The organism is Leisingera sp. ABM4_101 (assembly GCF_056158725.1).
Genome location: NZ_JBSWTV010000002.1, coordinates 4237376 through 4256315 on the forward strand (window position 1 = coordinate 4237376; position 18940 = coordinate 4256315).

Below are 18940 nucleotides of genomic sequence, written 5' to 3' on the forward strand. Positions count from 1 at the left end.
GCAGAGAATAGTGCTATTGTCTGGCTTGGGCTGTTAGTAGTCATCAATGGATCGGCCTTCATCGTGTTGCTCTGAATTGCCAATGACGGATTGGCGATGCGGCGGAACGTGGCGGATTGGAAGAGCCGCCACGACTATCGCAAACCTAACAGCCATACGCGCCTGCCGTGACGTGCTCCCCTGAAATGTCCTCGCTTTGAGGTTAGCCTGTTCTCCAACTGAGGAGACAGACGATGAAAAGAAGCCGGTTCAGCGAAGAGCAGATCATAGGCATTCTGAAGGAGCACCAGGCCGGGATGGGCGTGAAAGAGTTGTGCCGCAAGCACGGCATCCACCGCCCGGCAGGGCATTGCGCAGCAATGTCCCGAGAGGGGGCGATGCGACCTTTTACAAGTGGCGGTCGAAATATGGCGGCATGGAAGTTTCGGATGCCCGGCGGCTGAAGGCGCTGGAGGCCGAGAACGCCAAGCTGAAGAAGATGCTGGCGGAGCAAATGCTTGATGTCGCCACGCTGAAAGAGATGCTTGGAAAAAACTTCTGAAGCCCGGTTCAAGGAGGCGCGCCGTGGACTGGGCCATGAAAGAGAAAAGCTACTCGCAGCGGCGGGCTTGTGCGCTGGCCGGGATCGATCCGCGCTTGTACCGGCGGCGGCCGGTCAGGCCGGAAGACAAGGACCTGCGGCACCGGCTGCGTGAACTGTCTGGTGAGCGCAGGCGGTTCGGCTATCGGCGCCTGCACATTCTTCTGAAGCGGGAAGACTGGGAAGTGAATTGGAAAAAGCTCTATCGCATCTACCGGGAAGAGGGGCTGACGGTGCGCAAACGGGGCGGCCGCAAGCGCGCAATCGGAACCAGGGCGCCTATGGCGATCCCGCAGGGGCCGAACCAGCGGTGGTCGCTGGACTTCGTCTCAGACACGCTCTCGGACGGGCGCCGGTTCCGCATTCTGTGTGTGATCGACGACTTCAGCCGGGAATGCCTGGCTACTGTCGTGGACACATCTCTGTCGGGCCTGCGTGTCGCCAGGGAACTGGACAGGATCGCGGATTTGCGTGGCTATCCCTGCTTGGTGGTGTCCGATCGAGCCATTGGAACGCCATTGGTCCGAGAAACAATGGCGAGGGGCACCGAACTGACCAGCAACGCGATCTTGAAATGGCAGCAGGGCCGGCAGGTCGAATGGCACTACATCGCGCCCGGCAAACCGATGCAGAACGGCTTCGTAGAGAGCTTCAATGGCCGTCTTCGGGATGAGTGCCTGAACGAGCACTTGTTTGCGAGCCTGCGCCATGCCCGCCACCTGATCCACGCCTGGCGCGACGACTACAATCACCAACGCCCGCATTCGAGCCTCGACGGGCTCACCCCGCGGGAGTATCACCAGCGCTCGAGAGAGGACCAAACCCTGAACAGAGCTAACTGAAAAACGCGGACTTTAAGGGGAGCACGTCAGCCGCCCTGCCTTCCACCGGTGCGTGCCGATGCTGCGCGATGGGGCCTGTCAGAGGAGGTGCATGGTTCAGGATCAGGCGAACTCTCACACCGCGGGACCTTTCAACCATTCGTGCGGTTGCAGTCTGGGCATGCCAGCGTGTCCGATTTGCGCAGGAAGCGGATTATAACCGGGACACCCACACTGATAGCGTTCGTTTCTTGCCCGGCGATGAGGGGCTGTCCAGTCTCTCAAGACCTTGGCACCGGCGGGCATTGCCTGCCGGTGCAGCTGTTTACTTCCTGCGCATCTCTTTCAGCCTCACGCGTGTGCGCGCGGTGGCTTCTTCGGTGCCGTCATGGAAGGTGCCGAACCACTTGTCGCAGGGAACTTCCGGCTCGCCATAGTTGCACTCAAAGTACCTGTGATGCAGCTGATGGAAAAAATCCCCAACTTTCAGCCCTTTATCGCTGCCTTCCCCGGCCGTAACCGCGTCGTATCCGGCGTGCGAACTGACAGCGAGGAGCACTTTCTGCTGCAGTTGGAAGATGAAATGGATCGGGTGTGAAGCAAGCACGAGATGGATCAGGACCGAGCTCAGATAACCGATATGTTCAACCGGGTGCATCGACATGCCAGACCAAGGGCCGACATTGACGTTGCGGTGATGCAGCGCATGCACTTGGATGTAGAGCGGGCCCCAATGCAGCAGCCGGTGAATCCAGTAGAAATGGAACACGCCGTAAACCGGCAGGAAGACAAACCACAGCACAAACCAGACCGGGCTGCTGGCGAACTCCATCACCGGCATGAACCCGTTGGCATAGGCCCAGAGGCCAATGACTTCATAGGCTGTCCAGACCGTCACGCCGCTGGCAACCGACCAGAACACATTGTCGCGGAACTGGCTGTTGAAGGTAAACAGAGCACTCTTTTTGTGGAACGGACGCGTATCATAGCGCAAATGGTTGCCCTGGCGTTTGAACGTATAGAGATAGAGATGCATCCCGCCTGCCAGCAGCACCATCAGTGCGAGGTTGCGAAAGTAGACGGCGGCCACCCAATCCACAGCAAAAGTCTGCGCAGTCTCCAGGGACGGAGACAGATAGAACCAGGTCAAAAACGAGAGCGCTACAACAATCAGACGATCAGAAACAGGCAGCCAGGACCCCCACAGGACTTTCAGCGCGGCAATGGGCCCACGCTTCAAATTGAAGATTGAATGATCCTGAAGGGGCAGCTCCGGATGCCAATTCCAGGTGGATTTGCGGGGCAGTGTGGCGCCGGGCGCGGCGTTTGCGGTTTCCTGTGCCATGCCGGTCATCCTTTGCTCTCGGCCCCTAGGGGGGCAGCTTCTGCCAGCCGGGCGCGGAACGCCTCAAGCTCATCGGGATTCATCCGAACCGAGACATCCTCATACGGGAAGGCGCCGCTTCGCACGGCAGATTGGAAGGTGCTCAGTGCTGCGATGCGTTCCTCCTCAATCTGCCTTTGCAGGCGCAGGACATTGCCATAAGCGCAGGCGTGGCGCGGCGGGTTTTCGGTCTCGCCGCAGATGTCTTCGGAAAACAGAAAGGTGACATCACCGCCGGACCCGGATCCGATTGAGAAGGTGATCAGGCTGGTCTGCTTGTTGATCTCCTCCAGAACCTGCTGGGGAACCAATTCAACCTCGACGGCAAAAGCGCCTGCGTCTTCCATTGCGCGGAAGCGTTCCCATAGCTTCATGGCTTCGCCGGCGGTGGTGCCATAAGCACGCAAACCGCCAATCCAAGTGCTGTAGGGCGGAACCAGGCCAACATGCCCCATGACCGGGAAATCAAGATCGGCCAGCATCTTGACCGTGTCGAGGCTGCGGGTAGTGTAGAGCGCGTCGGCGCCTTGATCCATAGCCCGCATTGCCCCTTCCAGCACATCTTTTTCTGTCGGATGGTCCACGAGCATCAGCGCAGCAGTAACAAAGGTATTGGGCGCGGCTGCCCGGACTTCGCCCAGAGTGTGAACACGGGTAATCAGCGTATCAACCCCGGCGGCGGCAGCCCGCGCTGCCTGCCCGGCATTCATGGCCGTCACTTCTGTGAGCTGAATCTTTCCCTTGTTGGCGCGCAGGCTTGCAACGGTCCAGTTCCGCTGCGCTGGCTGGTGGCCGAAAGTGAATATGTTTTGCATTCCTTGGGTCTTCCTGGGTGTGGTGAAGGGGCAGGCTAAACAGCCTGCACAAGTGACCCGCACAAAATGCTGGTTGAAGCTTGCGTTCTCAAATGAAAGCTGTTGCCGTTTTGCATTCCTTGAGGGAATGCAACTGCTGCGGTCAGAGCGTGGATGCCGGAGCGGAGTCTACGGGAGAGGAGCTGGTTCTGAGGGCGGGCAGCCACTGAATTGCCGGTTCAGCCAGTCTTTGAACGGGGCCGTGTCGAACGCGGGGTGCTGGTGCGCGGGCCAGGCCAGGTGGTACTGGTCTTCAGTTTCCAGACGCTCAGCCAGCGGAGTGATCAACTGCCCGGCGGCCGTAAGGTCACCCAGCATGCGCAGCCAGCCCAACGCCACACCTTGCCCGGCAAGGCAGGCTTGAATGACGTGGTAGTAGTTGTTGAAACCCATCGGCTGGCGGTCCTTGGGCATCTCCTGCGAAAAGTGGCGCAGCCAGCGCCGCCAGCCCACCCATGAGCCATGCTGCGCCTGCATGTGCAAAAGCTCGCAGCCGAGCAAATCCTGGACGCTCTCGATAGGCCCGTTTTGCCGCAGATACTCCGGTGTGCAAACTGGAGTAAGGATGTCATTGAACAACGGTTGCGATTTGAACCCGGGGAAATCGGGTTTTCCGAACACTAGGGCCAAGTCAACCTTGCCGGAGGGCTCAATCCCTTGCGGGTCTGAGGTCACCACAAAGATTTCGCCCCCGGGAAAGCAGTCTCTGACCTCGGCTACGCGCGGCAACAGCAGGAAAGCCGCGTTTGAAGTCGAAGTCGACAACACGATCTGGTGCCTTGATTTCTCCTGCAGAATATCTTCAAGCGTGTCGGCCATGTGCGACGCCGCAAAACTATATGCGCGCAACAGTTTCCGGCCTGCCGAAGTCAGGCTGATGCTCTTGTGGCTGCGTGCAAAGAGGGGCTGGCCAAGCCGTTCTTCCAATTCCTTGATCTGCTTGCTGACTGAGCTTTGGGAAAGCCCCACCTCTTCCCCTGCGAGTGTGAAACTCTCCAGCCGGGCTGCCGCCTCAAAGGCTGGCAGCAGCCTTTGAATGTTCCGGTAGAGACGTTTCGTTTGCATGAAATTCCTTGCTTTTGGGTCACGGGAAAGACGACGTGATCATTTCAGTTCACCCGCGAGGCGGCAAGTCAGGATTGGTATTGACGTGCTTCCCGTAAAGTCCGCGGATATTAGTTCGCTCTGTTCAGGGTTTGATGCGCTACCCAACGCGCCCACGGCCGTTGTTAGAATTTCCGCGGTTCCATCAGGTTCACGGGCTGGTGTTGTGAACTGATTTCATCTGGTCGTCCGGGACCTTGTTCCCGATAGCCCCGTGCGGGCGTTCCTCATTGCAGTCTCTACGCCAAGCCTCCAAATTTTCGGCTGCATCTTCAAGGCTCATGAACCAGTGCGCGTTCAGGCACTCCGCCCGGAACCGGCCATTGAACGCCTCGATGAAGGCGTTGCCGGTAGAATTGCCCGGACAGGAGAAGTCCAATGCCACGTCGTTGGCATAGGCCCAAAGGTCCATATCCTTGGAGATGAACTCGCTGCCCTGGTCAACACGGATGGTGGCTGGGTAGCCGGTGCGTTTGCATACTTGCTCAAGCGTCGCGACCACGTCCTCCCCGCGATATGTGAACCGCGCATCAAGCACCGGGACATAGCGTGAAAAGGTGTTGACGACCGTCAGAACCCGAATTTTCCGGCCTGTCGCCAGCTGATCATGAACGAAGTCCCTTCCGGCAGATTGCGCATGCGCAATCGCCTTTCGGAAAACGCATAGCCCAAACGTCATTGGGGCTGACAGCCTCTTTGCGGTCATCCCGCAGCCCGGCCTTCACCCGGCGCTTGGGCGTCTTGTTCCAAAGTGGCCTGCCCAGGCCGGCGGGATTTGTAGCGATAGATCCTCGGATCGAACCGGATCACCTCGCAGGCCCGGCGGATCGGCACCTTCAAATCCGCCCGCATCCCGTCGACCAGCGTCCTTTTCCGGGCTGGCCTCCAAGCTTTCGCTTAATGACGTCCTGCAGCATTGCCTTGTCGAGGGCGAGATCCGCGACGATCTTTTTCAGGCGCGCGTTCTCCTGCTCGAGTTCCCTGAGCCGTTTCATCTCGGATGGCATCAGGCCAGCATATTTTTCTTCCAGTTGAAGAATGCCGCCGTACTGATCCCAGCCTTGCGGCAGACCTCGGCCACCGTGGTGCCGTCCTCCGCCTGCTTGAATATGAACGCCTTCTGCGCGTCCGTGAACTTCGATGCCTTCATGTGTTTCCGCTCCTCTTCCAGCCAGGGGTTCTCTGCGGAAAACTCTAATCAAAAACGGAGGCGTGTTCGGGGATCACATCAGCTGCCGCCCGGCCTCCTGCCAGGCGGCGCATGTTATCAATGCCTTAGGGAAGCAGCGCCAAACGCTTGAGGAACAGGGATTTCACCGCATCGGCGTCCACCGTCATGCAGACCTTGACCGGCGCCCGGCCGTTGTCCGGATCCGCCAGCGTGGCACCGGAGGTTTCGCCCTCGCAGGACACCCGCAAAGGCACCTCCCGCATCCCGAACAACTCGGGGTTGGTGCAGGCAATCACCGCCGCCGGGTCATGCAGCGAGCAGCCGGTCTTGCCCGCAACCTCCAAATAGAACTTCAGATAGAAATGCGACATTTCCTGCAGCATGCCGCCCAGTTCCGGCGACTTAGCGGCAATCGCCTCAAAATCCTCCGCCAGGCACAGAATGCGGTGGGTGACATCAAGCCCGACAAACACCACCTTTTCGCCGCCCTGGCAGACCACATCCGCCGCATGCGGGTCGTGATAGATATTGGCCTCGGCGTGAGGCGTGATATTGCCGCCTTCCTCCAGCGAGCCGCCCATCACCACGATGGATTTCACATTGCTGATGAAATCCGGGTCGCGCTGCATCGCCAGCGCAATATTGGTCAGCGGCCCGATCGGGCAGACCACCAGCTCACCTTTATGTTCGCGCGCCATGCGGCAGAGGAAATCCGCAGCCTCTTCCTCCAGCGCCTTTCCCTTGGGCTCTGCCGCCGGGATGTCTCCAAATCCCTCCTCCCCATGAACATGCGCCGAAGGGGCGAAGGGCGGCAGCACCAGCGGTGCCGCGGCACCGGCCGCCACCGGCACCTCCAGCTCCGCCGCTTCCAGCAGCCGCAGCGCATTGCGGGTGGCGGTTGCGGTGGTCACATTGCCGAAGATCGTGGTCAGGCCCAACAGCTCGATATCCGGCGCTGCGGCGGCATAGAAGATCGCCATCGCATCGTCGATGCCCGGATCGGTGTCGATAATCAGCTTTACCATCTGCCTGAATCCTCTGGCCTATTTGAACTTGTCGAGCAGTTTTTCCATCGCCGAGCGGGTATCCGGCGCCGGTTCTTCCTTGGCGGCTTTTTTGGTCTCTGCCTTGGGCTTGCTGGCCGAGCTCCGCGGCGGCGCCACCCGCAGGGCAACCGCGTTCATGAATTTGCCGCCATCGCCCTTGGCCAGTTCCGCCGCCCCGTCCGAGATGCCGCGCATCAGGTCGTCCAGCCAGCCCTCATCCGCCTTGGGAAAGTCGCGCAGCACGTAACCCGCCACCGCGTCCTTGTGGCCCGGATGGCCGATCCCCAGCCGCACCCGGGCATACTCTGCGCCGATATGCGAATGGATCGAGCGCAAACCGTTGTGGCCGGCATGGCCGCCGCCCTGCTTCATGCGCGCCTTGCCCGGCGCCAGGTCCAGCTCATCATGCAGCACCACCACATCGGCAGGCGTCAGCTTGTAAAACCGCATCGCCTCGCCCACCGACTGGCCGGAGAGGTTCATGAAGGTCTGCGGCTTCAAGAGCAGAACTTTTTCACCACCCAAATTGCCCTCGCAGATCAACGCCTGGAACTTGGACTTCCAGGGGCTGAAGCCGTGATCGCCAGCAATCTGGTCCAGCGCCATGAAGCCGATGTTATGGCGGTTGCGCTCATACTTTCCGCCGGGATTGCCCAGGCCGACAAAGAGTTTCATGGGATCTGCCCGCTTGCGTTTCTACAGACCCCGAGTGATGCCTCATTTACCCGCCGGAATCCAGAGGCAGGCGGGATCAGGCATAGCGCCTGTCCGCAGCAAAAGGCGCCAGATCGAGGTTGGGCTGCCGCCCTTCCGCCAAATCCGCGATCAGCCGCCCGGTGATGCCGCCCAGGGTCAGGCCGATATGCTGGTGGCCAAAGGCATAGAGCAGCCGGTCCGACTGCGGGCTTGGCCCGATCACCGGCAGCGAGTCCGGCATCGTCGGACGGTAGCCCAGCCATTCGCTGGCAGGTTCCGGCAGCGGCCCCAGCATCTCCTCCCCCTTGCGGGCGATGTGATCCAGGCGGCTGCGGTTCATTGGCGCGTCCAGCGCGGCGATCTCCACCGTGCCGGTCAGCCGCAGACCCTTTGCGTGAGGCACCGCATAGAACCCCGCCTCGCCCCAGCCAACAGGCCGCGTCACCCTCTGCGCTTCGCCGTCAAACATCAGGTGATAGCCGCGCTCGGTGCCAAGCGGCAGCTTCTCCGTCCCGGCCCCCGCGATCTGCTTCGAGAATGCGCCGCTGGCAATCACAGCGCGCTCTGCCGTCAGGCTCTGCCCGCCGGCCTGCAGCTCGACGCCTGTGCCCGAGGCCCGCACCGCGCCCACAGGCGCCCGCAACGTCACTCCGCCCAGATCCGTGAAAACCTTGTGCATCCGGGTGATGAACTCCAGCGGGTCGCGCAGGTGCCGGGCAGCGTGGAAATGCACCGCCCGCGCCACCGGCAGCCGCAGTCCCGGCTCCATCTCATAAGCCTCGTCCGGCGCCACCTCGCGCCAGGGCACGCCCAGGCTGCGGCGGCGCTCCAGCCCGGCGGTTGCCGCTTTCGCAGCTTGCGCAGTGGACCAAACCGAAAGCTGGCCGCGCTCCACCACCAGATCCTGGGCGCCTGCGGCCTCGATCAGCGGGTTGATCCCGGCATCCGCATGGACCAGCAGATCCGCCAGATGCCCGGCAATCCGCCGCGACGGGCCGCTGCGGCAGTTGGCCAGAAAAGACAGCATCCAGCGCGGGTTCCGCAGCGCATAGGCATAAGACAGCGACAGCGGGCTGTCCTTGGAAAACATCAGGCTGGGCAGCGACCGCAACACCGAAGGGTCGTTCACCGGCAGGCAGGCATAGGTCGCCAGCGTGCAGGCATTGCCATAGCTGGTGCCCGACCCCGGCGGCTCAGGATCCAGCAGCACCACTTGGTGGCCGCGCATTTGCGCCCAGAGCGCACAACTCATGCCCACCGCACCTGCGCCTGCAATGGCAATGTCGTAATCCGCCATGGCTGCCTCCCCTGTCCTCAGAGGGAAATGGGGCAGCCAAGCAGCGGAAAGTCAAACGAAAAACGGGGCCCCGAAGGACCCCGTTCCCATCCTCGCCCGAAGGGGCTGTGGATTTATGCTTCAGCGGCTTCCGCTGCTTCACCTTCTTCGCCTTCGCCGTCTTCGTCATCGGAAGAGGACAGGCCGGCCGGTGCGGCGATGTTCGCAATCACGAAGTCGCGGTCGATGGTCGGCTTGGTGCCTTTCGGCAGCTCGATCGACGAGATGGTGACAACGTCGCCGATGTTCAGGCCGGTGATGTCGACGGTGATCTTCTCCGGGATGTCGCCCGCGGTCACAACCAGTTCCACCTCGGGGCGGACAACGGTCAGCATGCCGCCTTTTTTGATGCCGGGTGCAGCTTCTTCACCGACGAATTCAACCGGGATGAACAGGTTGATTTTCGAGGTGCGGCGCAGGCGCATCAGGTCCAGGTGGGTCGGCAGGTCTTTGACAACGTCGCGCTGAACGTCGCGGCAGATCACGCGCACGTCGTCGTGGCCTTCCACTTTCAGGTTCCACAGGGTGGACTTGAACTGGCCGGCTTTCAGCTTTTTCAGCAGTTCGTTGAACGGGATCTGGATCGCGACCGGATCCACGTCGCCGCCATAAACCACACCCGGAACCATGCCTGCGCGGCGCGCAGCGCGAGCGGCGCCCTTGCCCGTCCCCGCACGTTCCTGGGCTACGAGATCAGGAATTTCTTTTGCCATCTTAATTCTCCAATATGACTATCGGGGCGCCTCCAAGGCTGTCACCCCGTGTGAAGCCGTGCCTATAGACCGGAACGCGCAGTATGGGAAGGGGCAAAGCCCCCTGCCCGCCGGTCTGAAGGCACTATTCCTGCCAGCGCCCGCCAAAATCCTCAGGCACCAGCAGATTATGGCGCCCCAGCCCCTCGACAGAGCGTTCACCGCACAGCGCCATGGTGGTGTCCAGTTCCTTGCGAATCACCTCCAGCGCCTCGGTGACACCCTTCTGACCCCGTGCGCCCAACCCATAGACAAAGGCGCGCCCGATCATGGTGCCCCTGGCGCCCAGCGCCAGCGCCTTCAGCACGTCCTGGCCGGAACGGATGCCGCTATCCAGATGCACCTCCACATCGCTGCCCACGGCATCCATGATTTCCGGCAGCACCCGGATCGAACTTAGCGCGCCATCCAGCTGGCGCCCGCCGTGGTTCGACACCACAATGGCATCTGCCCCCAGCTTGGCGGCCATTTTGGCATCCTCGGCGTCCAGAATGCCCTTCAGGATCACCTTGCCGCCCCACATCTCCATCAGCTTTTCGACCTTGCCCCAGTCCAGCGCCGGGTCAAACTGCTCTGCCGTCCAGGCGCCCAGCTGCGAGGTATCGGAAACCCCCTGCACATGGCCCACGATGTTGCCAAAGTTGCGCCGCTTGGCGCCCAGCATTTCGATGCCCCAGGCCCATTTGGTCATCAGGTTGGCAATGGTCGCGGGCGTCAGCTTTGGCGGTGCGGACAACCCGTTCTTCAGGTCCTTGTGACGCTGGCCCAGGATCTGCAGGTCCAGCGTGATCACCAGGGCTGAGCATTTGGCATCCTTGGCGCGCTGGATCAGGCGGCGGATGTAGTCCTCGTCCTTCATCGTATAAAGCTGGAACCAGAACGGCTTGTCCGTGGCCTCCGCTACTTCCTCGATCGAATTGATCGACATGGTCGACAGCGTGAATGGGACGCCAAACTCTTCCGCCGCGCGGGCCGCCTTGATCTCGCCATCGGCGTGCTGCATCCCCGTCAGCCCCACCGGCGCCAGCGCCACCGGCATCGCCACGTCCTGGCCGATCATTTGGGCCGCGGTCGTGCGCCCAGTCATGTCCACCGCCACCCGCTGGCGCAGGCGGATCTGCTCGAAATCCGAAGTATTCTCACGGAAGGTCTGTTCGGTCCAGCTGCCGCTTTCGGCGTAGTCAAAGAACATCCGCGGCACACGGCGTTCATAGATGCGCTTCAGGTCGTTGATATTGGTGATCACCGGCACTGGATTCTCTCCCGATCTCATTTGGTAAAGTTTCTTTACCAATTCAAACCAGCAAAAGCAACGCCCGGTTTGCCGCACCCCTGAAACGCAAAAACCGCGCCCGAAGGCGCGGTTTTTCCAAACCTGTTTATGTCCGTGCGTCAGCCCTTGTGGGCGCCATCCGCCAGTGACTTCACAAACGCCAGCACCTCCGCCGGGGATTTGCCCGCGCCGATCTGGCTGACGATGGCACTGCCCACAACCGCGCCGTCCGAAATAGACGCGATGTTTTGCGCCTTCTCCGGTGTGTTGATGCCAAAGCCCACGATGACCGGCAGATCAGTCGCCGCCTTGATGCGGGCAACCTCGGGGCCGACATCGCCGGCCTCGGCCTCTGCGGCGCCGGTGATGCCGGTGATCGACACGTAATAGACAAAGCCGGAGGTGTTTTGCAGCACTTTGGGCAGGCGCGCGTCGTCGGTGGTGGGGGTCGCCAGGCGGATGAAGTTCAACCCCGCCTGCTGCGCCGGGATGCACAGCTCGTCATCCTCTTCCGGCGGCAGGTCGACCACGATCAGCCCGTCGATGCCCGCGGCCTTGGCGTCCTCCAGGAACTTGTCCACGCCGCGGCTGTAGATCGGGTTGTAATAGCCCATCAGCACGATCGGGGTGGTGTCGTCGCCCTTGCGGAAATCGGCAGCCAGCTGCAGCGTCTTTTCCAGCGTCATACCGCCGTCCAGCGCACGCTGCCCCGCCAGCTGAATGGTCGGCCCGTCTGCCATCGGATCGGTGAACGGCAGGCCGAGCTCGATGATGTCCACGCCTGCGCCCGGCAGCCCCTTCACCACCTCCAAAGAGGTCTCGTAGTCGGGGTCGCCCGCCATCACATAGGTGACAAAGGCTTTCTTGCCGGCGGCGTTCAGTTCGGCGAATTTGGCATCAATACGGGTCATGGGCGGGCCTTTTGAAATCTGTCCGTCCCGGTGTGCCGAATGTTGCGCGGGAAATCAATCCCGCGCGAGGTCCGGCTGCCCGGCTCAGCTGCCCAGCGGAATATGCCAGCGCAGGGTCAGGGAGTTCACACCCGGGTTTTCATCCGCGGTGGAGGCGTTGGACTTGTGGCTGATCGCCAGCGACACGGCCTTGCCGTCCTGGAACCGCTTGCCCACCGCCAGCAGGCTGCGGATCTCAAAGGCAGAGCCCAGATCGTTTTCCGGTGAGCTTTCGTGGTAGGCGCCGGGCATCACGCTGGTTTCGATGAACCAGTCGTTGTTCAGGTCGATGACACCGCTGATGCCGACACCGGCAAAGACATCGCCTTCGGCCTGCACCTCCAGCGTGGCACCGAAACGGGCCGACAGCCGGCCGCGCTGATGGAACGGCGCATGCAGATAGTCCACCGCAAACAGCGCGCTGTCCTCTGCCGTTTCCCGGTGGAAGTCGGAATATCCCAGACCCAGCGTCACCTCTTGGGCCGCCGCCGGCACGGCCATGGATGCCGAAAGTGCTGCCGCCAGCAAAGCTGTCTGTTTCATATCAAGCCCCTCGCAGTAATATTTTCTTTGCACCAAGATATTTTTTTGCGTTTCTTTTCCAAGCCGCCTCACGAAAAAGCAATATGAGGGCTTACTGTGCAGCCTTGCACATTGGGCTTTGTGGCCCTTTTGCCAGCCTTACATGGCTTGCACGGGGCCTCAATGCTGCCTAGAAGCAGCTCCCAAGTGGCATCAGGAGGCCGAAATGGGCTTTAAAATGGGAATCGTCGGCCTGCCGAATGTTGGCAAATCGACGCTGTTCAACGCGCTGACCAAAACCGCCTCGGCGCAGGCGGCCAATTTTCCGTTCTGCACCATCGAACCCAACGTGGGTGAGGTCGGCGTGCCGGACGCGCGGCTGGACAAGCTGGCGGCAATTGCGCAGTCCAAGCAGATCATCCCGACCCGGATGACCTTTGTCGATATTGCGGGCCTGGTCAAAGGCGCCTCCAAGGGCGAAGGCCTGGGCAACCAGTTCCTGGCCAACATCCGTGAAACGGATGCCATTGCCCATGTTCTGCGCTGTTTTGAAGACGGCGACGTAACCCATGTGGACGGCCGTGTCGATCCGGTCACGGATGCCGAGGTGATCGAGACTGAGCTGATGCTGGCCGACCTCGAAAGCATCGAGAAGCGCCGCGCCAACCTGGTGCGCAAGCTCAAGGGCAACGACAAGGAGGCCCAGCAGCAGGACCGCCTGCTGGCCGCCGCCCAGGCGATGCTGGAAGACGGCAAGCCCGCCCGCCTGGTCGAGGTCGATGCCGAGGACGCCAAGGCCTGGAAGATGCTGCAGCTCTTGACCACCAAACCGGTGCTTTATGTCTGCAACGTAGGCGAGTCGGAATCGGTCGAGGGCAACGAACACTCCGCCAAAGTGGCCGAAATGGCCGCGGCGCAGGGCAACTCCCATGTGATCATCTCTGCCCAGATCGAAGAAGAGATCAGCCAGCTGGACGCCGAAGAAGCCCAGATGTTCCTGGAGGAAATGGGTCTGGAAGAAGCCGGCCTCGACCGGCTGATCCGCGCGGGCTATGAGCTGCTGCACCTGGAAACCTATTTCACCGTCGGCCCCAAGGAAGCCCGCGCCTGGACTATCCGGACCGGCACCGCGGCGCCGCAGGCGGCCGGCGTGATTCACGGCGATTTCGAAAAAGGTTTCATCCGCGCCGAAACCATCGCCTATGACGACTTCATCGCCTGCAATGGCGAACAGGGCGCCAAGGAAGCGGGCAAGATGCGCGCCGAGGGCAAGAGCTATGTCGTCAAAGACGGCGACGTGCTGCACTTCCTGTTCAACACCTGATCCCTTGTTCCGGTGATTTTTCCTGCCGCCCGTCAGCCCCGCTGGCGGGCGGTTTGCTTTTTGTCTTGGCCTGGGGCAATGCTGCAGGCAGCAAACGCGTTGCCGGAATTCCCGGGACGGGCGGCGCAATCGCGCTACAGTTACAGATGCACGCAGCAAGGGCAGGCCTTCCATGGAAAAAGACGACAGCATCAACGTTCTGGGCGGCCCGCTTGCGCCTTGCTCCGCCGCGCCGCTGACCGGTTTCTTCCGCGACGGCCATTGCAATACCTGCGCCGAGGATCACGGCAGCCATACGGTTTGCGTAGTGACGACGGCGGAATTCCTGGCGTTCTCCAAATACGTCGGCAACGACCTGTCGACGCCGCGGCCGGAGTTCAACTTTGCCGGCCTGCAGCCCGGCGATCGCTGGTGCCTGTGCGCCGCGCGGTTCCTGCAGGCCGCGGATGAAGGCTGCGCCCCCAAGGTGCATCTGGAAGCCACCCATGCCCGGGCGCTGGACATCGTGCCGCTGAGCGTCCTGCAAAGCTATGCTGCCGACCCGGCCTGAACTGCCGCATTGACCCGCCTCCGGGTTTGCCGCTATGGCAGCACCCAGCCAGCCCGCCGGTCCCTCGCCGGCGCTGCCAGCCTCCCTGCACATCATCCCACTACAAGGAGGCTCGCCCATGAGCTATATCGCCATGAACCGCTTTAAGATCCGCCCGGGCCGCGAAGCAGATTTCGAAAACATCTGGAAGGCGCGGGAAAGCCGACTGAAAGAGCTGAAGGGGTTCCGCGAATTCCGCCTGCTGAAGGGGCCGGAAGGCGGGGATCACCGGCTCTATTCCAGCCATGTGATCTGGGACAGCCGCGAAGATTTCGAAGCCTGGACCAAATCCGAGCAGTTCCGAGACGCCCACCGCAATGCCGGCAAGCGCGAAGGCGAAAGCCCGATCCTGGGCCATCCGCAGTTCGAGGGTTTCGAGACCGTCCTGCACGAGGCCTGAAGCCGCCGGGGCTGGCCGCGTGCCAGCCTCACCCCGCCAGCTGGCCGGGATCGCCCGTGCTGCCCGCCTGCCAGATATCCTGCGCCATCAGCGCGCCGCTGGGCATGTCATAGACCGCGCCCAGCACCTCATTTCCCTTGCGGGCCGTAACCAGCAGATCCGGCCCTTCCTCGATGAACGAAATCCTGCCATAGCCCAGGCGCGACAGTTTCTCCTCCAGCGCGCTACGCAGCCGCTTGGGGCATTGCGGGCCGGGACCGGGGGTCAGTTTCAGGCAGGGCATCTGCGGGGTCATGGGCATCCTTCCAGGGTCTTCGCTGTCCCCTCATGAAGCCACGCAGGCCGCTCACAGGCCATTGAACTTTGGTTTATCGGCCTGTGTCCGGCGGCAGAGCCGGCGTAGACCAAGGGTTTAATCCGCGCGCAGACCATGCCGGGTGCGCAGGAATCTTCTGCGGCAACGAAAAACGGCACCCCGTGGCGGGATGCCGTTTCAATAGGGTATTCGTGCTCCGCAGGGGCGGGTCACTCTTCGAAGGTGCGCCCCTCTTCGGTGTCGGACATGTCAAAGCCCAGATGCTTGGCAACAGTGAACACGTCCTTGTCGCCGCGGCCGCACATGTTCATCACGATGATGTGGTCCTTGGGCAGGTCCGGCGCGATCTTGGTTACATGGGCCAGCGCATGGCTGGGCTCCAGCGCCGGAATAATGCCCTCGGTGCGGCAGCTGAGCTGGAAGGCCTCCAGCGCTTCCTTGTCGGTGATCGAGACATATTCGGCGCGGCCCGTGTCATGCAGCCAGGAATGCTCCGGCCCGATCCCCGGGTAGTCGAGGCCCGCAGAGATTGAGAAGCCTTCCTGGATCTGGCCGTCCTCGTCCTGCAGAAGGTAGGTGCGGTTGCCGTGCAGCACGCCGGGGCGGCCGCCGGTGAGCGAGGCGCAATGCTGCATCCGGTCGTCGACACCTTTGCCGCCTGCTTCGACGCCGATGATCTTTACCGAGGGGTCATCGAGGAACGGGTAGAACAGGCCGATGGCGTTGGAGCCGCCGCCAATTGCGGCAATCACGGTGTCCGGCAGGCGGCCTTCGCCCTCCTGCTCGGCCAGCTGCCAGCGGACTTCCTTGCCGATCACGGACTGGAAATCGCGCACCATCGCCGGGTAGGGGTGCGGGCCGGCTGCGGTGCCAATGCAATAGAAGGTGTCGCGCACGTTGGTCACCCAGTCGCGCAGGGCGTCGTTCATCGCGTCCTTCAGGGTGCCGCGGCCAGAAGTGACCGGGACCACTTCGGCACCCAGAAGGCGCATGCGGAAGACGTTCGGCGCCTGGCGCTTCACGTCATGGGCGCCCATGTAAACAATGCATTTGAGGCCGAACTTGGCACAAACGGTAGCGGTGGCCACACCGTGCTGGCCCGCGCCGGTTTCGGCAATGATGCGGGTCTTGCCCATGCGCCGCGCCAGCAGGATCTGGCCCAGCACGTTGTTCACCTTATGCGCGCCGGTGTGATTGAGCTCGTCGCGCTTCATATAGATCTTGGCGCCGCCCAGTTCCGCCGTCAGGCGCTCCGCATGATAAAGCGGGCTGGGGCGGCCGACGTAGTGTTTCCACAGGTTCTCCATCTCGGCCCAGAAGGAGGGGTCGTCCTTGGCTTTGTTGTATTCTTCCTCAAGGCTCAGGATCAGCGGCATCAGGGTTTCGGAAACGAAACGCCCGCCAAAGATGCCAAAGCGGCCCTGTTCGTCCGGACCGTTCATGAAGCTGTTGAAAAGATCGTCGGCCATGGTTCTTCCCTCACTTTCGCAGCGCCCGCAATGACTATAGCGCGGCAGCGGCTTGGTAAAGGGAGATTGCGCAACCAGCTGCGTCCGGCCAAGGCCCCTGCCCTGCCGGTGTGCTGCTGATCTTTGCTGTGCTGCCTGCCTTAAGAGGCGGAAGGATAAGTATGGCGGCGCCGCCAAAGGGCGGAGGCGGGACGGGAGGAACCTCCCGCACGCTAAACGTTGTCTCTGCGTGCCCTTGCCAAAGGGCCCTGTTCCAAGGTGCCGGGGGTGTCAGGCCCGGCGGTGACCGCGATCAATTGGGACTTTGCCGCACGCCGCTTAAGATCCCGTGAGACCAGCGTACGCAGGGTGCGCAACACCCTGGGCGCTGCGTGTGCCGCTGATGCCGCGCAGTGAGTATTTTTGGAAAGATGAAGGTGCAGGCCCGGTGTTTTCATCTTTCCCCAAATACTCAAATCCCGGCGGAGCCGCGATCGCTGCCAATGGGAAATGCAAGGCGTCAGCCGCGGGCGGCGTGGGCCGCCCTGGTAAAAGCCCCGATCAGACCCGCATCCTTTTCGCCTGGTGCGCTTTCGACGCCGGAGGAGACATCCACCTGCCGAGCGCCGGTCATGCGGATCGCTTCTGCCACGTTTTCAGGTGTCAGCCCGCCGGCCAGCATCCAGGGCTTCTGCCAGTATTTGCGCCCCGCCAGCAGCCGCCAGTCAAAGGCGAGGCCGTTGCCCCCGGGCAGCTCTGCCTCCTTCGGCGGCTTGGCGTCGATCAACAGCTGATCTGCCACCTGTTCAAACAGCGCAATCTGAGGGATGTCGGCGGCATCGGCGATGCCCACCGCCTTCATCACCGGCAGGCCGTAGCGGGTCCGCACCTCTGCCACCCGCTCAGGGCTTTCTTTGCCGTGAAGCTGCAGCATGTCAAGCGGCACCGCGCCGGTGATGGCGTCCAGTTCCGCGTCCGAGGCGTTCACTGTCAGCGCCACCTTGCACAGGCCTATGGGCGCTTCGACAGTCAGCGCGGCCGCCTGGGCGATGGAGACGTTGCGCGGCGATTTCGGGAAGAACACAAAACCCGCATAGGCGGCCCCTGCCGCGGCAACGGCAGCCACATCCCGCGGGCTGCTGAGCCCGCAGATCTTTACCCGGATGTCAGTCATGAGTGGCTCAGCCCGCGTCTTCGAGAAGCGCCAGGACCTCGTCCTTGCCTTCGTTCTTCTGCTTCTTGAGCCGGGTCACTTCGCGGCTCAGCTTGCGGGCTTCGCGCGCCTTCTGGGCGGCTTCGCTGCGATGCTTGTGCTCGCGCATCCACTCCCACAGGAAGCCGATCACCAGCCCGGTGCCAACACCGCCCAGCACCACCACGAACAACGGCAGCGAAATGCCGTGGTTGAAGCCGAACAGCTCTGCCAGGGCATCGGGCATCAGTTTCAGCTCAACAACGGCGCGGTTGGCAAGAGCCACGGACACCAGCCCGATGGCCAGTGCCCCAAGAATTGCGTAGCGAATGTAACGCATCAGGCTTTCCCGTTCAGGCGGTCCCTCAAGAGTTTACCCGTCTTGAAGAACGGCACGTGTTTTTCCTCGACTTCGACCGTTTCACCGGTGCGGGGATTGCGGCCGGTGCGCGCATCCCGCTTTTTGACCGAAAAGGCACCGAAACCGCGCAGTTCAACCCGGTCGCCGCGGGCCATGGCATCGGTTACTTCCTCGAACACCGTGTTCACGATCCTCTCCACATCCCGCTGATACAGGTGCGGGTTTTCGTCTGCAATCTTCTGAATGAGCTCAGAGCGGATCATGATCCAAATTCCTCCCAGGACAGCATTATGCTTTGGCTATTATTCTGAGAGTATAGGAAAAATCCCCGCATGGGGGAACAAAATGCCGCGGCTCCGGGCGGCAAATCGGCACCGCATTACCAGGTTTTTGCCCCCCGGGGCGCCATTCCGGCGCCGCACGGCGCCGCCGCAGTGCGGCAACGGCAGACCGCAGATCTTTGCGCAAGATTTGATTCGCAGGCGCTGTCAGCGTTGCGGACCGGCCCCAGGGCGGCCTTTTCCCGGAGGATTGCCCGCGCCCAGGCCGGTGCATCAGAGTCGGGACCGCCGGGGGGCGGTGCCGGATCTGCGCCCTTCCTCAGCCACCGTCTGCCGCGAAATCGGGCAGCCCCTGCCCCGACCTGCGCCGGATGCGGCAGCGACTCGGCCATATGCGCCGTGTGGTGAAATATTTATTCATGATGATAAAATTTACCTTTGTAAAGAGGCCCGGATCACTCATCATTCCCTGGAACCGGGCGGGCCGGGCCATCTGGCCTGATCCGGTGATCCAAAACCCGGCCCCGTGCCGCTGCTGGC

18 protein-coding genes and 2 pseudogenes are annotated in these 18940 nt (G+C 62.0%); 4 read left to right on the plus strand and 16 right to left on the minus strand.

Annotated features, from left to right (window positions below):
* Positions 1-233: 233 nt before the first annotated feature.
* A pseudogene (locus ACXAEK_RS21690) lies at positions 234-1422 on the plus strand (IS3 family transposase).
* 304 nt (positions 1423-1726) lie between these two features.
* On the opposite strand, the gene ACXAEK_RS21695 reads toward ACXAEK_RS21690, so the two are convergent.
* The 11 genes and pseudogenes from ACXAEK_RS21695 to ACXAEK_RS21745 all read right to left on the minus strand — a co-directional run bounded on the left by ACXAEK_RS21695 (position 1727) and on the right by ACXAEK_RS21745 (position 12510).
* Complete coding sequence (locus tag ACXAEK_RS21695) at positions 1727-2746, minus strand: sterol desaturase family protein (RefSeq protein ID WP_475045096.1); 1020 nt, start codon at positions 2744-2746, stop codon at positions 1727-1729.
* A 5-nt stretch (positions 2747-2751) separates the two neighbouring features.
* Positions 2752-3600, minus strand: coding sequence for a 3-methyl-2-oxobutanoate hydroxymethyltransferase (locus ACXAEK_RS21700; RefSeq protein WP_475045097.1), 849 nt, complete (start codon positions 3598-3600; stop codon positions 2752-2754).
* A gap of 168 nt (positions 3601-3768) precedes the next feature.
* The gene (locus ACXAEK_RS21705) at positions 3769-4704 is read right to left on the minus strand and encodes a LysR substrate-binding domain-containing protein (RefSeq protein WP_475045098.1); all 936 of its coding nucleotides are present in this window, start codon (positions 4702-4704) and stop codon (positions 3769-3771) included.
* Positions 4705-4894: 190 nt separating this feature from the next.
* Positions 4895-5893, minus strand: a pseudogene (locus ACXAEK_RS21710) (integrase core domain-containing protein).
* 125 nt (positions 5894-6018) lie between these two features.
* Positions 6019-6939, minus strand: a complete 921-nt coding sequence (locus ACXAEK_RS21715; RefSeq protein WP_475045099.1) for a nucleoside hydrolase — start codon at positions 6937-6939, stop codon at positions 6019-6021.
* An 18-nt stretch (positions 6940-6957) separates the two neighbouring features.
* Positions 6958-7635, minus strand: coding sequence for an aminoacyl-tRNA hydrolase (gene pth, locus ACXAEK_RS21720; RefSeq protein ID WP_475045100.1), 678 nt, complete (start codon positions 7633-7635; stop codon positions 6958-6960).
* 76 nt (positions 7636-7711) lie between these two features.
* Positions 7712-8953 carry an NAD(P)/FAD-dependent oxidoreductase gene (locus tag ACXAEK_RS21725; RefSeq protein ID WP_475045101.1) on the minus strand — a complete coding sequence of 414 codons (1242 nt, stop codon included), beginning with the start codon at positions 8951-8953 and terminating at the stop codon, positions 7712-7714.
* A 113-nt stretch (positions 8954-9066) separates the two neighbouring features.
* Positions 9067-9705 carry a 50S ribosomal protein L25/general stress protein Ctc gene (locus ACXAEK_RS21730; RefSeq protein ID WP_475045102.1) on the minus strand — a complete coding sequence of 213 codons (639 nt, stop codon included), beginning with the start codon at positions 9703-9705 and terminating at the stop codon, positions 9067-9069.
* Positions 9706-9829: 124 nt separating this feature from the next.
* The gene (locus ACXAEK_RS21735; protein WP_475045344.1) at positions 9830-10996 is read right to left on the minus strand and encodes an alpha-hydroxy acid oxidase; all 1167 of its coding nucleotides are present in this window, start codon (positions 10994-10996) and stop codon (positions 9830-9832) included.
* 140 nt (positions 10997-11136) lie between these two features.
* On the minus strand, positions 11137-11928 hold the full coding sequence (gene trpA, locus ACXAEK_RS21740) for a tryptophan synthase subunit alpha (protein ID WP_475045103.1): 792 nt from the start codon (positions 11926-11928) through the stop codon (positions 11137-11139).
* Positions 11929-12012: 84 nt separating this feature from the next.
* Entirely contained in the window at positions 12013-12510 is a 498-nt protein-coding gene (locus ACXAEK_RS21745; protein ID WP_475045104.1) for an acyloxyacyl hydrolase, read from the minus strand.
* 205 nt (positions 12511-12715) lie between these two features.
* Here ACXAEK_RS21745 and ychF point away from each other — a divergent pair, with 205 nt between their 5' ends.
* The 3 genes from ychF (at position 12716) to hmuQ (ending at position 14802) form a co-directional block, all read left to right on the plus strand.
* Positions 12716-13813 carry a redox-regulated ATPase YchF gene (gene ychF / locus ACXAEK_RS21750; RefSeq protein ID WP_475045106.1) on the plus strand — a complete coding sequence of 366 codons (1098 nt, stop codon included), beginning with the start codon at positions 12716-12718 and terminating at the stop codon, positions 13811-13813.
* A 172-nt stretch (positions 13814-13985) separates the two neighbouring features.
* Entirely contained in the window at positions 13986-14363 is a 378-nt protein-coding gene (locus ACXAEK_RS21755; RefSeq protein ID WP_475045107.1) for a DUF2237 family protein, read from the plus strand.
* A gap of 118 nt (positions 14364-14481) precedes the next feature.
* Positions 14482-14802 carry a heme-degrading protein HmuQ gene (gene hmuQ / locus ACXAEK_RS21760; RefSeq protein WP_475045108.1) on the plus strand — a complete coding sequence of 107 codons (321 nt, stop codon included), beginning with the start codon at positions 14482-14484 and terminating at the stop codon, positions 14800-14802.
* Between the two features lie 28 nt (positions 14803-14830).
* Here hmuQ and ACXAEK_RS21765 read toward each other — a convergent pair whose 3' ends face one another.
* From ACXAEK_RS21765 to ihfB, 5 genes are all read right to left on the minus strand, one after another.
* Positions 14831-15097, minus strand: coding sequence for a hypothetical protein (locus tag ACXAEK_RS21765; protein WP_475045109.1), 267 nt, complete (start codon positions 15095-15097; stop codon positions 14831-14833).
* Between the two features lie 230 nt (positions 15098-15327).
* Positions 15328-16587 (minus strand): tryptophan synthase subunit beta, encoded by a 1260-nt coding sequence (trpB, locus tag ACXAEK_RS21770; RefSeq protein WP_475045111.1) that lies wholly within the window; start codon positions 16585-16587, stop codon positions 15328-15330.
* A gap of 499 nt (positions 16588-17086) precedes the next feature.
* Positions 17087-17740, minus strand: a complete 654-nt coding sequence (locus ACXAEK_RS21775; protein ID WP_475045113.1) for a phosphoribosylanthranilate isomerase — start codon at positions 17738-17740, stop codon at positions 17087-17089.
* A 7-nt stretch (positions 17741-17747) separates the two neighbouring features.
* Entirely contained in the window at positions 17748-18098 is a 351-nt protein-coding gene (locus ACXAEK_RS21780; RefSeq protein WP_475045115.1) for a lipopolysaccharide assembly protein LapA domain-containing protein, read from the minus strand.
* Complete coding sequence (gene ihfB / locus ACXAEK_RS21785; RefSeq protein WP_019298084.1) at positions 18098-18382, minus strand: integration host factor subunit beta; 285 nt, start codon at positions 18380-18382, stop codon at positions 18098-18100. The genes ACXAEK_RS21780 and ihfB overlap by 1 nt, the downstream gene beginning before the upstream one ends.
* Positions 18383-18940: the final 558 nt, after the last annotated feature.